The sequence below is a fragment of the Bombella favorum genome, from assembly GCF_014048475.1.
GTDB lineage: Bacteria > Pseudomonadota > Alphaproteobacteria > Acetobacterales > Acetobacteraceae > Bombella > Bombella favorum.
The window spans coordinates 273,726-286,956 of sequence record NZ_NWUS01000001.1; the positions used below are offsets into that span (position 1 = coordinate 273,726).

General features: G+C 50.8%; 13 protein-coding genes. 3 read left to right on the forward strand and 10 right to left on the reverse strand.

Features of this window, described 5'->3' with window-relative positions; translation table 11 throughout:
* Positions 1 to 59 precede the first annotated feature (59 nt).
* Together CPA57_RS01305 and CPA57_RS01310 are read right to left on the reverse strand one after the other, a co-directional pair.
* The gene (locus tag CPA57_RS01305; protein ID WP_182080812.1) at positions 60 to 761 is read right to left on the reverse strand and encodes a lipid-binding SYLF domain-containing protein; all 702 of its coding nucleotides are present in this window, start codon (positions 759 to 761) and stop codon (positions 60 to 62) included.
* A 49-nt stretch (positions 762 to 810) separates the two neighbouring features.
* Positions 811 to 1,617, reverse strand: coding sequence for an inositol monophosphatase family protein (locus CPA57_RS01310; protein ID WP_182080814.1), 807 nt, complete (start codon positions 1,615 to 1,617; stop codon positions 811 to 813).
* Positions 1,618 to 1,786: 169 nt separating this feature from the next.
* On the opposite strand from CPA57_RS01310, the gene CPA57_RS01315 reads away from it, so the two are divergent.
* Positions 1,787 to 2,674 carry a glucosamine inositolphosphorylceramide transferase family protein gene (locus tag CPA57_RS01315; RefSeq protein ID WP_182080816.1) on the forward strand — a complete coding sequence of 296 codons (888 nt, stop codon included), beginning with the start codon at positions 1,787 to 1,789 and terminating at the stop codon, positions 2,672 to 2,674.
* 49 nt (positions 2,675 to 2,723) lie between these two features.
* On the opposite strand, the gene CPA57_RS01320 is transcribed toward CPA57_RS01315, so the two are convergent.
* The 5 genes from CPA57_RS01320 to CPA57_RS01340 are packed head-to-tail and all read right to left on the reverse strand — an operon-like array spanning position 2,724 to position 7,459.
* On the reverse strand, positions 2,724 to 3,479 hold the full coding sequence (locus CPA57_RS01320) for a nucleotidyltransferase family protein (RefSeq protein WP_182080818.1): 756 nt from the start codon (positions 3,477 to 3,479) through the stop codon (positions 2,724 to 2,726).
* Positions 3,476 to 4,282: a sterol desaturase family protein gene (locus CPA57_RS01325; RefSeq protein WP_182080820.1), complete on the reverse strand. Its 807-nt coding sequence runs from the start codon at positions 4,280 to 4,282 to the stop codon at positions 3,476 to 3,478. The genes CPA57_RS01320 and CPA57_RS01325 overlap by 4 nt, the downstream gene beginning before the upstream one ends.
* Complete coding sequence (locus tag CPA57_RS01330) at positions 4,279 to 5,379, reverse strand: LptF/LptG family permease (RefSeq protein WP_182080822.1); 1,101 nt, start codon at positions 5,377 to 5,379, stop codon at positions 4,279 to 4,281. The genes CPA57_RS01325 and CPA57_RS01330 overlap by 4 nt, the downstream gene beginning before the upstream one ends.
* Positions 5,376 to 6,545 (reverse strand): LptF/LptG family permease, encoded by a 1,170-nt coding sequence (locus CPA57_RS01335; protein WP_182080824.1) that lies wholly within the window; start codon positions 6,543 to 6,545, stop codon positions 5,376 to 5,378. Before CPA57_RS01335 ends, CPA57_RS01330 begins: the two co-directional genes overlap by 4 nt.
* Positions 6,539 to 7,459 carry a metallophosphoesterase family protein gene (locus CPA57_RS01340; protein ID WP_182080826.1) on the reverse strand — a complete coding sequence of 307 codons (921 nt, stop codon included), beginning with the start codon at positions 7,457 to 7,459 and terminating at the stop codon, positions 6,539 to 6,541. The genes CPA57_RS01335 and CPA57_RS01340 overlap by 7 nt, the downstream gene beginning before the upstream one ends.
* A gap of 145 nt (positions 7,460 to 7,604) precedes the next feature.
* Between CPA57_RS01340 and CPA57_RS01345 the strand changes: the two genes are divergently transcribed.
* Together CPA57_RS01345 and CPA57_RS01350 are read left to right on the forward strand one after the other, a co-directional pair.
* Positions 7,605 to 8,591: a diacylglycerol/lipid kinase family protein gene (locus CPA57_RS01345; protein ID WP_182080828.1), complete on the forward strand. Its 987-nt coding sequence runs from the start codon at positions 7,605 to 7,607 to the stop codon at positions 8,589 to 8,591.
* Positions 8,584 to 9,522: a hypothetical protein gene (locus CPA57_RS01350; RefSeq protein ID WP_182080830.1), complete on the forward strand. Its 939-nt coding sequence runs from the start codon at positions 8,584 to 8,586 to the stop codon at positions 9,520 to 9,522. Before CPA57_RS01345 ends, CPA57_RS01350 begins: the two co-directional genes overlap by 8 nt.
* A 91-nt stretch (positions 9,523 to 9,613) precedes the next feature.
* On the opposite strand, the gene spt is transcribed toward CPA57_RS01350, so the two are convergent.
* The 3 genes from spt to CPA57_RS01365 form a co-directional block, all read right to left on the reverse strand.
* On the reverse strand, positions 9,614 to 10,813 hold the full coding sequence (spt, locus tag CPA57_RS01355; protein ID WP_182080832.1) for a serine palmitoyltransferase: 1,200 nt from the start codon (positions 10,811 to 10,813) through the stop codon (positions 9,614 to 9,616).
* Positions 10,810 to 11,064, reverse strand: a complete 255-nt coding sequence (locus CPA57_RS01360) for an acyl carrier protein (protein WP_182080833.1) — start codon at positions 11,062 to 11,064, stop codon at positions 10,810 to 10,812. Before CPA57_RS01360 ends, spt begins: the two co-directional genes overlap by 4 nt.
* A gap of 80 nt (positions 11,065 to 11,144) precedes the next feature.
* Complete coding sequence (locus tag CPA57_RS01365) at positions 11,145 to 12,893, reverse strand: fatty acyl-AMP ligase (RefSeq protein WP_182080835.1); 1,749 nt, start codon at positions 12,891 to 12,893, stop codon at positions 11,145 to 11,147.
* Positions 12,894 to 13,231: the final 338 nt, after the last annotated feature.

Below are 13,231 nucleotides of genomic sequence, written 5' to 3' on the forward strand. Positions count from 1 at the left end.
TAATAGCTCTGAAGGGAAGAGCACCATTTTATTTTGAATGATGCTCTCCTCAACAACTGTTATTGGTTGAAAGCTTTCATTACGACCCGACGCAACGGATCGGCAGCTTTGTTGTTAACTTGCATACGGACGACAATGTCCTCCGGCCCAACAACCTGGTGATAGTAAGTGCGGTTTGCTTCGCTATCTGGCTTTAGTTTGCTGCTGCCAAGAGATACCCCAGCGGAAACCCCTTTTGTCTTCTGCATAGCATAGACCTCTTTAGGGGTATTCTGCGTACTGCTGCTATTGTTTCCGAAAGCAGCATCGGCACTGGCATCAAAGCTAAACTCATGATCCATCAGGTTCAGCAGAGCCTTTTGAGACGTAACGAAGAAGAACAACTGGCTATGCTGATAGCCGGCCTGAATACCAAAGGAGCCAGCACTCAGGTGATAGAAAGCTGGGTCGGACCAAGAGTTATTAGCGCCACGGGCCAGTAGAACGCACCGACCGCCGCTTCCACCAAAGACGAGGGACATTTTCGTGACATCAGGGCAGATTACAACAGCCTTTGTTTCACGAAGAATATGAGCCGTATTTTCCTTAACTTTGGAATCAAGGAGGGCGGACTGTACGGCAAAAGTGGCCTTGTTTACCAGAGCTTGCTGTTTGGAAGCTTTGGCTGCTGCTGCATCACTTGCATAGGCACTCAGAGCGAGCAGGCTTGCTCCTGCAGTGATAGAAGCTGTTCGTAATACAAGGGAAAATGATTTGGACATTGGAGGCTCTCCTGTGGGCTGAAAACATGCGCACGCAAAGACTATAAACTTAATCGAGCGTAACGCCTAGTATGTCGGAAAGAGTAGAGGCGATCATGGGGGCTCCAGCTAGAATGGTCGTGCGCTGTGTTAGGCCTCCCATTTTCAGGAAGGGTGATACACGGGCTCCGGCTTCCTCAAGAAGGACCAGAGCCGCAGCAACGTCCCATAGGAAAATGACATATTCGTGATAGCCATCAGAGCGGCCACAGGCAACGTCGGCTAGAGCTAGAGCCCCAGAACCCAGTGAACGAGGCATGACGCCTTGATGGAGAAGTGCCTGCATTTTTTCAGGATACCATCCTTCGGGGACGTAAGGCGACCAGCCGATTTCCACCATGGCTTCTCTCATGTTTGCGGTAGCAGAAGCCTTGATGGGACGTCCATTAAGGAAAGCTCCTTTCCCTTTTCTGGCTGTAAAGGTTTCTCCAATGGCAGGCGCTTCTATGATGCCAGCGACGGGGGTATCCTGATGCATAAGACCAAGGGAGATGCACCAGCGATTACGCCCTCTGGCGTAGTTGGATGTGCCATCAATGGGGTCGATTACCCATCGGAAAAGTCCTGTCGAAGTACCGCCATGCTCTTCCCCCAGAAAAGCATCTTCAGGGAAAAGGGCGCTCAGGCGAGCGGTGACAAATTGTTCTACCGTTTTGTCCGCTTCAGTAACGTAATCTTGATGGCCTTTAAGATTAGCTACAGGTTTTCCGGACGCAGGCTGCATTTTCAGGGCAAGGGCTGCGGCTTCCTTGATCAGGCTAAGGGCTGCATGAAAGCGAATATCGATGGCGGTATCAACGTTGTATGAGATGGACATTCATGAAATCCTTAAGCCGTGGCGAGATGAGGTATCAAAGCAGGAAATTATAGAAAGACGGTCTAACTGTCAGCTGTAGGTAGAGAAAAAGCGAGCTCTTCCACTGGAGAAGATGGCCTTGTATGCTACGTAATGATTTTATGAACATGTATCCGTAGGATGATAAGAGATGAAACTGTTTAAAATGGATTATTGGCGTTCAGCCATTCTGCATGCGCCTTTTGAGCAGATTGTCCGACAGAATAGTCTGGATGACATCGACATGACCTTCCTGCCATCCTGCGGAAAAGAAGGATTTTTGGCAGATCCTTTTGGCCTGTGGCAGGCAGGGCATTTGCATGTTTTTGCGGAATATTATGATTATGCTCAGGGGAAGGGTATCATTGAGGTACTCATTTATGATGAGCATTTTGCTTTACAGGAACGGCGCTGCGTATTGAGCGAGGAGTGGCATCTGTCTTACCCCTACGTGTTTCAGCATGAGGGATGCGTTTACATGCTGCCCGAGGCCTACAAGTCGGGACGCCTGACCCTCTACAAAGCCACGTCCTTTCCTTATGAGTGGGAACGTGTCCCTACGTTTGATTTTCCCATCGGGGCGATTGATGCAACGCCGCTTCATCATGCGGGGCGTTGGTGGCTATTTTGGACTCCTCCCACCCCGAAACTGGCCCGTCAAAGTACGTTACACATTGCGTTGGCAGAGGAACTGACAGGCCCGTGGTGTGATATGGGCCATTTTTTGATTGATCGTAGCGGTGCTCGTCCGGGGGGGACGCCTTTCATAGAAGATGGTGAGGTTGTTCTACCTGTACAGGATTGTTCAGAGACCTATGGCGGTGGTATCCGCCTGCTCCGGATTAGCGGCTTTAAAAAGGGACGCCCTTCGATATGCGGAGGTGATTCCATTCCTGTGCATGTCCCGGAAATTAAGGATTATCCGGATGGTATGCACACGCTCTCTGCTGCGGGTGATATTACTTTGGTTGATTTCAAAAAAATACGGCGTGGCTTGGGACCAGTTCTTTTCAATCTCAAACAGCAGGTTTTTAAATAGGAGAGGTGATCTTTTCCCATGCTGCCCGTTCACAGGTAGCATGGGAACTTTAATCTTGTTGTAGTAGTTGCTCTACGAGGGTAGCATCTTCAGGTTTGTCGACGTCAACGGCAGCTCGACCATCGGAAAGGGGGATGAGCCGTATTCTGGCCCCCGTGAGCGTGTGGATGCGCTGCTCGAGTCGTTTGGAACTGAGTGTGCGGGTAAGAGTACGGAGAATAATGGATAGGCCCAATATCATGGCCATACGGAAGGGTTTCTTCCGGTAATGCTGAAGGCGCTGCCAAAGCGTAACAACTGCCTTGGATTGGGGGGATGCCATCCAGAAAAGGTTACATCCCGAGAAATGCATGTCTGAAAGGCGAATATAGGTTCGCTTTGTTTGGGGTATATCTCGGAGAATGGTACTTCTCAGGGCGATAGCTGCGGTCAGATCGACATCAGCTTGCTGACTTTTAGTGAGAAACTCCATAACCCACTCAGGGCGAAGTAGGGCATGGTCTGCTGTGGTGACGAGGCAGGGGGTACCGATCAGGTCGAGTGCCTGAGCGACGCTTTCACTCGGAGAGTGGGCGGCATGTAGCAGCGTGATGCGATCTTTCAAATGCGCTAGTAAGTCAGGCTGTTCGATACTCACCCATATTTGCCCAATTTCGGGAACTTGTTCCAACGTATGTAGGACACGTTCGATCATGGGGATGTTTTGAATGGGCAAAAGTGCCTTGTGAGATACATTGCCCATACGCGCTAGTGGGTCACGTTCACCATCCCGTGACCCAGCGAGGATCAGTACCGAAATACTCATGCGCTCTTGGAAAGTTCTTCGTTTTTGGGAGCACGAGCAGGGTCGGGCCGATCGCGAGGTGGAGCACCAGTCCGGCGCATAACCCACGGATAACGTTCTGCTTCTTCTACCGTATAGCCCAAATTGAAGACATACGGGCTACGGGGACGTTCCTTGGCGGAGCGGTAGAAGGTACCCATCAGTCGGTCCGGCAGATAGTTTGTAATACCATAATTGCCATCTTCGTCGTGGAAATGATGCAGGACATGGAGCTGCTTGATGTACACAACCCACTGCCAGCGAGGCTTGTATGCCAGATGCTGAATACAATGGAAGAACTCATAGATGCAGGTCATAACCAGAGCCGTGGAGAGAGCAGAAAAGGCACCACCCCAGCCACCGATTAGCCAGCCGATGGGCATGGTGATGACCATCATGGTTGGGACAGTGTTCAAGGGCGACCCGAACAGCACTTCCAGAAGATGGGGATCCTGGTGATGATCGAAATGGATGCGTTTCCACATGGAGGCTGTGATCGGGTTCCGATAGAACCAACGCCCATGCAAGATATAACGGTGAATGATGTACCAAGCTGTTGGATATACAGCGATGATAACAGGGATGGGGATGATGACCTCCCACCAGCTATGATGCAAGTACAGGCTGAGCACGGCTGTACCAATGATCAGAGCAAAATAAAGCAGGATCGTCGGGTAAGTGAGATAAGCCGCCCATAACTGCGAAAGATTCATTTTTCCCAAGTCATAACTCCTGCCTTTTTGCATAAGAGTCGTGCCTTGGAAAAATTGTTTGAACGTACTCATTTTTCCTCCATTCGCAGTATCCATGCCAGACCAAACAGGGCTGCCACGATCTGGCCTGAACTTATAGCGATTAATATGGGAAGGGAACCTGAATTTCCCAGAGCTGAAATCATACCCTGGAGAATGACCACTCCCAGACCAGCCGCCATGACATACACCGGCAGTGGGTTCCGCAATCCCGCACGGGGCGGAATATAGGTGATGGGCAGAGTGATGAGAAGCATCACAGCCATCTGCACCGGCAGCATGAGTATGGCACATAGTGCCATCAGATAATTTGACCTAGGTAAATTGGAAGGGGCTTTTCCCGAGAAAATTTGCCAGAACTGATGTGGCGTATAATAGACGCCCTGCATCGTCATATTGATGATTTCCTGTGGGGTGGCCTTTAGAACGGGGGGGGCTGCCTCACTGTTGAGTTGCGCCTGTGTCTGCTCTTTGAAAATGACAAGCTGTCTGGTCTCTCCATGATTGACCCATTGCCCATTTTCATAGGTTAGGTGTTTAAAGTACTGGCTGCCGATCAGGTTCCCGGTCTCTAACTGTCGGTGATAGAAAATGACTTCTGCAAGAGAGTGTCCACCATGGCTGATAGTGTCGACATGAATGATGTCCTGCCCGAGACGGAACCATAGGCTGTGCAGGTCATCTGTTGCATTAGCTTGCGTTGCCCCTTCATTCCACCAGCGGTTTAGCTCCTGTTCACAGGGGGGGACGGCCCATAACTGCACTACCATGCACACAAGACCAAGTAGCAGAGGAATGGGTAGAAGGTATCGGAACATGTTGAGGGTGGAAAGGCCAGCAGCCCTTAATACGGCGATCTCACTAGAAAGAGCCATCTGTAGAAGGGTAAACAGGCCGCCGATCATGACAGATAGGGGCATGATTTCTACGATAAGGGTTGGTAGATGCAGGCCAATATATTTGAATAGCCCGTTGATTCCTAAATGTCGGTCTAGAATGGTAGAGGCATCATCCAGCAGGGCCAGAATTTCAAGAAGAGCCGTTAGAACACCGCAGCAGAGCAAAATTTTGCTAAGAAGCGGTTTAAGGAAGATCTTCAGGAGGGTCGGTGTTGCCAGGGGAGATCTCATGAAGATGCCTTCTTCAGCAAGGTCAGCTTTCTATTGCGCCAAGAAACTTGGGAGCGTGCGAGTAGAGCGGCTGTGCAGCCAAGGCAGAAAAGGGCTTCGGGTACCCAGATTGCCAGCCAGACAGACATTTTCCCGCTAGATGCCATACTGTGCCCGAACAGAAGTACCTCATTGAAACCAACCAGAATGAGGGCGAGCGTAATCTGCCCGATTACAGATTTTCGTCTTTTGCGACCAATGGCAAAAGCGATGGCCAGTAGGGGAATGAACATGATGCCGATGGCTCGGGCCAGACGGAAATCCATCTCTGAACGAAGAACGATATAGGGAAGGCGTGGAGATCCGTGGCGAAGAGCTTGAAACAGTTCAGGCGTGGTCATTTCTCGTTCATCATCCCCTCTGGAACGGAAAGTCCGCCGATTTTTGCTGCGTTCGATCACACGGGCGATATGTTCGAAATGGGTAATGGTGGCGTGGTTATCAGGTATGGCCGGTTTGTTCAGATGGACGACTTGCCCATCCCAGAGATCAAGTTGTGTTGCTTGATCTCGTTCGGAAAGGGTCAGCAACCCTCTAGGAGCCGTGATCAGTTCGATTTTGCCATTATCTTTTAAGTTACGGATGAAAATGTTCTTCAGGTGGGAGCCGCCATGATCAACACGATCCGCTGTCAGCATCGTGTTGGACGATGTTGAAGCAAACATGCCGGACTGCAGATGGGGGGCCCAGCCTGTATGCTTGGCGAAGTAGAACCCTTCTCGGTAGTCATAGCGAGCGATTGGCTGAATATAGCCATAAAGAAGCAAGCTGAGAACGGCTAGAATCGCGCCAACCTTGATGTAGGGTTGACTGATACGCAGCAGGGAAATGTGAGCGGCGCATAGCACATCAATCTCATTATGCTCGCTCATCCGGTTGACGGTCATGAAGATCGCAATGCAGAGTGCTGCTGGGAGGGCCAGCCCCATATAATGCGGCAGGAGATCGCTAAGGAGTGTAATCAGAGTTGCAATTGAACTGCCACTGCTAGCCAAATGGTTGAACAGTGTTAGTAGCCGCTCCAGCAAGAGAGTAACCAGCATGGTCCCTAGTGCAACTGCGAAAGGCGGGATCATCTGCCGGAGCAAATAACGGTCCAATGTTGGCAGGTTACTTCGTATTAACATACCGTCTGCCTCACAGGAGTGGTGGAAAGCCATTCCATGCGAGAAAAAAGATGGCCCTTATGGTCCCTGCGTATCAGCTTAATCTGCCAGCCTTCATGATGCGGGATGAAAGTTAGATGATTCCAGGATGCTTTACGCTGAGGGTTTTGACTGTCCATGCCTGCGGCGCTGACCCCTAAAAGAGGAATGTCTGTTCCATCAACAGTGGTCAGAGTAGCATCGTGGGAGTGCCCATGAAGAACAAGCTCTGCTCCATACGTCCGTAAGATATCGGCTACGGCAGATGTATTGATGAGGGATTTCCTATAAGGCAACAGTTTTTTGCGGGGGGGGTGATGAATCATGACAACCCGGCAGTATCCTTCTTCACCCAATTCCGCAAGGAGCCTTGCCAATTTCTGGCGTTGTTTTCGATCAATACGGCCATAGGCGGTGAAAGGTGGCGTTGGCAAGGCGGAGTTGAGCCCAATAACGGCGACTTTCCCGAAAAAACGAACAAATGGGAAAGAACTGTCTGCCCATTTTTCCCACTGAGCCAGACTGTTTTCGTAAGAAATTGGAGCCATGAAATCGTGATTTCCCGGCACGACCACAGGCGTTAGAGGTAGAGTTGATAGCCAAGCGGCGGCCTGCCTGTATTCCTCCTGCGTACCGAAATTTGTGATGTCTCCACTGATTAGCAGCCCGGAAAGCTCCTTATGTGATGCGATGCTTTCAAGCAGTTCAGCTGTAATGGAGGGGCGTAGGACATGACGCCGCTTGCTGAGCCAGAGAATACGGCTAAGCAGGCGTTTGTTGAGAAAAGCAGACCATGCGATGCTGGGGGGGGGGGGCAGATGCGGGTCTGACATATGGGCTAGACAGACAGAAGGGTCACGCCGATGAGACGAAGTGGCGGACGGGTCGGAAAGCATTATGGCACCATATCCATGACGGGGGCGATCTATCAGGAGGATAACTCCTTGCTGGCTCCCTTAGCATAGCCATGTTAAAGGAGTTCGGCCAGCTTGGGAAACAGTCTGGCATTTTTATGTTTCTGGGCGGATATGTGGTGGATAGATGCAGACATTGAAGAACGTTGTACAGCCAGCCCTGATACATAACCCCAATAGCCGTAAAAATGCTCAGGATAAAGGGCGTTTCCTACGTATGGCACGGCAGAAGCTGGGGGATTACTGTGTTTCCTCTCTGAATGACAGCCACCTGCCAGCTCATCTGACTGAGCTGAAGAGCAAGGGCGTAGATCTGATTGTCATCAGCGGCGGCGATGGTACGGTTAGTGCTTGTTTGACGGCAATTGCAGCTATTTATCATGACTGCCCGCTGCCGGCTGTGGCCATTCTTCCTTCAGGTAATACCAACCTCATAGCGGGGGATGTTGGATTTGGCTTGCATGGTGATGCAGCACTTGACCGCTTTTTGCGTCCCGAAGGGTTGAAAAGCTGCATCCGTGCACCAATCCGGTTGTCGTGGCCCGATGAAGAAAGGCCAGCAGTATTGGGCATGTTCGGGGGGTGTACGGGTTATGCTAGAGCGGTACGTATTGCCCATTCGCCGAATGTTTTGAAATTTGCCCCTCATGATCTCGCTGTTTTTTTCACGCTTTTTAGTAGCATGGCGAGTCTTCTTTTTCGCCGAAGTCGTCACTCATGGATGAAGGGGGACAGACTATCCTGGTCGGTACAGGGGGAGGATCTTTCTCGAGAGAGCAGAGACGGACGTAGCTTTCTGTTTATGGTAACAGCGCTTGAAAAACTTTCCCACGGCATTTGGCCATTCTGGAATGCCGGTAATGGCGAAAGCGGGTTTCACTTTCTTGATGCTCATGCTTTTCCAAAGGCCCTGCCAAAAGCGTGCTTTAACCTTTTGAGGGGGCGGGCACCGGAATGGCTACGGTCGCATGAGGATTATGTAAGCGCAACCGTGCAGGAGATGCGGCTTGAGACGGATAGCGATTTTGTCTTAGATGGTGAGGTTTTTCCGGCATCTGCTAGTGGACGGTTGATGTTGGAAGAGGGGCCGGCTTTCCGGTTTGTGCATGTCTGACGTCATTAAAGAGATACTGATCGGTGAGCTGACAACGGCCGTTCCTGAGGAAGTCGCACAGTTCGCAGAGTCTATTGCTGGTAGGTTGGATAGGCAGCCGCTGGGTATTCTGTTCTACGGCTCAGTTCTTCGTGATGTAGATCCTGAGGGTATAATTGATTTCTATGTCATTACCGATCGACCAGAGAGTCTGGGAAGCCATGCTCTAGCTCGCATGGCTAATCGCCTGCTTCCTCCCAATGTCTATTATATGGAGCATAAAACAGAGGGAGAGACGATCCTACGGGCTAAGGTAGCTTTTTTATCTCTTCGGCAATTCCTGAGGCGAAGCACACTTTTTACATTGGATACGACCATATGGGCCCGCTTCTGTCAGCCCGTTCGTATGGTTTGGGTACGAGATGGAGTAAGTGCCGATTGTCTTTTGCAGGCGATTAGTCAATGTGTGATTACAGCTTCCTGTTGGGCTGCGCTTTTAGGGCCTGAACAAGGGGAGGCAGCACAGTATTGGCATAATCTGTTTGCTCATACTTATGCTGCAGAGTTGCGTGTGGAAAAGAAGGGGCGTAGCCATAACCTTCTGGCTGGAAAGGAAGAGCGTTACAGGAATCTTCTAAAAGCAGCCTGGCGCAGGGCCGCTCTGAGTTATCGTAGTGAAGGAGGGATGTTATATCCCCAGCTCACTGCATCTGCTCGGAGCAAGGCCTTAAGGAACTGGAGAAAAGTGCATGCTTTTGGAAAACCTCTGAACATAGCACGTCTTATCAAGGCGGCGTTTACGTTTAGAGATGGTGTGGCATATCTTTTATGGAAGATACAGCGCCATACTGGCAAAGCTATCCGTGTATCGACTTTTGAGAAGAAACACCCACTTCTCACCCTTCCGCTCTTCTTATGGCGAACCCGGCATGTGCGATCTAGGAAAATGTAACACTAATTTTCTGGATAATTGAGACATAGAATAGCCTCTGGAGAACTATCTTTCATAGCTTTCCAGAGGCTATTATTTCTGTCCAAAATTGTTAGACGAGTTTCAGTTCCTTGGCAATTGTGCCGAAGGTTTCTACTGCCTGATCAATCTCGGTAGCGGAATGTGCCGCCATGACAGAACAGCGCAGCAGCGGTCTGTTGTCAGGAGTCGCCGGAGGCAGGGAAAGATTGACATAAACCCCGGCATCTAGAAGGGCATTCCAGAAGGTAATGGCCTGCGGAATGTCTTCCAGAGTAACGGCGATAACAGGAGAAATGAAGTTACTCGTATTCAGTCCGACTGATTTAAAGCCTTGATGCAGACGGGCTGCGTTCTCTTGAAGCTTTTGGCGCAGATCGGGACGATTTTCGACCTCTTTCAGCGCCGCTAAAGTCGCTGCAATGATTTCAGGCGGTAGGGAAGCCGTGAACATATAAGGCCGAGAGCAAAGCCGCATGAGATCAATCTCATCATGATCTGTTACGCAATAGCCCCCAACAGTCCCAAGTGATTTGGAGAATGTACCGACAATGAAGTCAATGTCATCCTCACAGCCCTGCATCTCTGCAACGCCACGGCCATGATCGCCCAGAACACCAAAGGAATGAGCCTCATCAACCATGAGAGGGATGTTGTGACGTTTCTTGACTTCCACAAAATCCTTGAGGGGAGCAATGTTCCCCGTCATGGAGTAGATACCTTCAGCGATGATCAGGCGAGCTCCAGTCGTTTTGTCCGTTCTAGCGACACGTTTTTCCAGGTCAGCTGGATCATTATGGCGGAAACGGATAACCTGTGCACCGGAGAGGCGGGCCCCATCATAAATGGAGGCATGACTGTCAGCATCAAGGAAGAGAATATCATCCTTGTTTACAAGGGCTGAAATCGTCCCCAGATTGGCTTGATAGCCCGTCGAAAAAATCATGGCATGTTTTTTTCTGAAGACGGAGGCTAGAGCTTTTTCTAGTTTCTGATGCAGGCCGAACGTGCCGTTGGCAATACGGGATCCTGTTGTACCGACACCCATGGTTTTTGCTGTGTGGATGGCCGCATCCTGCGCCGCTGCGGACTGACTGAGGCCCAGATAGTTATTGGTCCCGAAGAGAAGCGTCTCCCGCCCTTCAATAATGCCTATTGTAGCTGAAAGGGGGCGCTCTATTACAACACCGAAGGGGTTTCTCGGGCTTGTAGTCATCAGGGAGTCATAGTTTCCCTTCAGAGCAGCATATTTGTCAAAAATTCCGACACTCATGCTTGTTCTGCCTTGATGGCATGCAAGCAGACTGCCAGATCCTTAATGGTGCGGATGTCTGCAAGTTTGTCGAGAGGCACGGAGACATCAAGCGTATCTTCAATCTCCATCACAAAATTCATGACAGCAAGGCTGTCGAAGGCCAGGTCTTCAACAATCCGGCTATCGTCGGAAATGTCGCGTGGTACTTTCGGGTTCTCCAGAAGTTTTTGGAGAATCATGTGAGAGATATCAGCAACACTGTCTGTCATGTTTTGTCCCTTTGCGACCAAGCGAAGAGGGAAGGATCTCCATGATCCTCTCCCTTGATGGGGAATAGCCCCTTCAGCCTTCAGGTGAATTCCCTGTTAAGATACATGGCCCTAGCACGAGCCCGGGTCAGTTTCCCGGAAGAAGTTTGAGGTAGAGACCGTGGCGGCACCAGAACTACATCTACATCAATACCATGCAGACGGCGGAAGAGGGCAACCAATTCTTCTTTTAGCTTGTTACGGGTCTCTGCATCTGTATAGCGGCACTGCACTAGAGCCACGACACGCTCTCCCTGACTGTCATCAACAGAAAATACTGCTACATCGCGAGAGCGGAGCGAAGCTACTTCATGCTCGGCAGCCCATTCCAGATCCTGCGGCCAGATGTTCCGAGCGTTAATGATGATGAGGTCCTTGGCTCGTCCGGTGATGACAATCTGACCATCTAACATGTAGCCAATGTCGCCGGTGTTCAGCCAGCCATTTCCGGAGAATGCATTGGCCGTTTCTTCTGGCCGTCTGAAATAACCTTTCATCAGGCTAGGGCCGCGAACATAAACGGTGCCAACCTGACGTTCTTTCAGTACGGCCCCAGTGCCATCCCGAACCTCAATCTGGTGGTCGGGGAGGCAGACACCACAGAGAACGAAATCACGGGCCGTTTCTGTACTTTCTTCAGCCGGCTGGGCATAATCCTCCCGCTCCATGACCGAAAGATCGACCGTATCGGTGCGTAGTCCAGTATTGAGAGGGGCAAAGCTGATGGCTAGTGTGGTTTCAGCCATACCGTAGCTGGCAACGAAGGCTTTCTTGTCGAAGCCTCGTTTGGCGAATGTTTCGGCAAAATTATGGATGATGTGCGGACGGATCATGTCGCCACCGATACCGGCAACACGCCACGAGGATAGGTCGATATCCTCTCGTGCGCCACGTCGAGCGCAGAGCTCGTAGCCGAAAGATGGGCTGTACGACATGGTAGCTTTGTTTCGGGCGATTAACTCTAGCCAGATATGCGGACGCCGTGCGAATTCCCTTGTGGGAAGGAGGTCGACAGACAGCTGGCAGGTCATTGGCGTCAGGAAGAAACCAACCAATCCCATATCGTGATAAAGGGGTAGCCACGAAACACAGCGGTCGTCACGTTTATCAGAGCTAGGATAAACCTGAAGGCCGTACTGAGCGATGGCATGAGCATTAGCCATACCAGCTTTCTGCGTTACACTGATACCCATGGGGAAGCGTGTGCTGCCAGAAGAGAACTGGAGGTAGGAGAGGGCATCTTCCCTGATTTCTGGAAGGGGGATGTCCTTTTCCTCGCAGGTCATTAGTTCGGCAGGTGATCCACCGAAAAGAAGAGGAAAATCAGCAATGATATCGGCTGTCCACCCACCAATGACCTCCGGAACGACAACAGCCCGAGCATCGGCGCTTGTAATCATTCCACGCAGTGTCTTGATGTAACCCTCTTTACCGCCGAAAGCGACTGGCAAAGGCAGTGGCGCAGGGACGAGGCCTGCGTACTGACAACCAAAGAAGATCCGGGCGAAATCCCCATCACTTTCTGCAACAATAGCGACCCGATCACCTGGTTGCAGCCCTATCCCGAGAAGGCGGCGGGCCGTGGCGTGGGCTTGTTGCCGCAGCTTGCTGTAGGGCAGGACCTCAAGCAGGTCTCCCCGTCCAGAATAGATATTAAATCCACTGGCTCCCTGTGCTGCGTAATCAAGGGCAGCGGGAAAGCTCGGGAAATCTCCATAACGGCGCTCTATACCAGAGCGGCTGGGCGTGATGGAGAGAGTGGGATTGGGTTTCTGATTGGCCTCGGTCAAACCTGGACTAGCTCCGTTTGGACCATCGGATTGAACATCCTGAGGCCCCTGCGAAATCAAAAAAACTTAACCCCTGTTCATAGGGTAAAGGCCGCTCTGCACGGGCAAAGCAGCATTGCTGTGCCCTGTCTCTAATACAGAATACCCCTCTGCCTCAAGCATATGTCATGATTTTCGCTGACAAAATTGTAGATATTAAGAAAGCAACTCCATAAACCGCCCTAAAACTTAGGCGAAAATGCCGGAAAACCGGGGGAAAAAGGCGGGAGATTTTATCATTAAATAATAATTTCCAAGGAAGGTATTTCCTGTAAGATCAGCCCTCCTAATCTCGGGGC

Coding starts and splice junctions, on each gene's coding strand:
- CPA57_RS01305 (WP_182080812.1), bottom strand. CDS start 761: ATGTCCAAATCATTTTCCCTTGTATTACGAACAGCTTCTATCACTGCA.
- CPA57_RS01310 (WP_182080814.1), bottom strand. CDS start 1,617: ATGTCCATCTCATACAACGTTGATACCGCCATCGATATTCGCTTTCAT.
- CPA57_RS01315 (WP_182080816.1), top strand. CDS start 1,787: ATGAAACTGTTTAAAATGGATTATTGGCGTTCAGCCATTCTGCATGCG.
- CPA57_RS01320 (WP_182080818.1), bottom strand. CDS start 3,479: ATGAGTATTTCGGTACTGATCCTCGCTGGGTCACGGGATGGTGAACGT.
- CPA57_RS01325 (WP_182080820.1), bottom strand. CDS start 4,282: ATGAGTACGTTCAAACAATTTTTCCAAGGCACGACTCTTATGCAAAAA.
- CPA57_RS01330 (WP_182080822.1), bottom strand. CDS start 5,379: ATGAGATCTCCCCTGGCAACACCGACCCTCCTGAAGATCTTCCTTAAA.
- CPA57_RS01335 (WP_182080824.1), bottom strand. CDS start 6,545: ATGTTAATACGAAGTAACCTGCCAACATTGGACCGTTATTTGCTCCGG.
- CPA57_RS01340 (WP_182080826.1), bottom strand. CDS start 7,459: ATGCTTTCCGACCCGTCCGCCACTTCGTCTCATCGGCGTGACCCTTCT.
- CPA57_RS01345 (WP_182080828.1), top strand. CDS start 7,605: ATGCAGACATTGAAGAACGTTGTACAGCCAGCCCTGATACATAACCCC.
- CPA57_RS01350 (WP_182080830.1), top strand. CDS start 8,584: ATGTCTGACGTCATTAAAGAGATACTGATCGGTGAGCTGACAACGGCC.
- spt (WP_182080832.1), bottom strand. CDS start 10,813: ATGAGTGTCGGAATTTTTGACAAATATGCTGCTCTGAAGGGAAACTAT.
- CPA57_RS01360 (WP_182080833.1), bottom strand. CDS start 11,064: ATGACAGACAGTGTTGCTGATATCTCTCACATGATTCTCCAAAAACTT.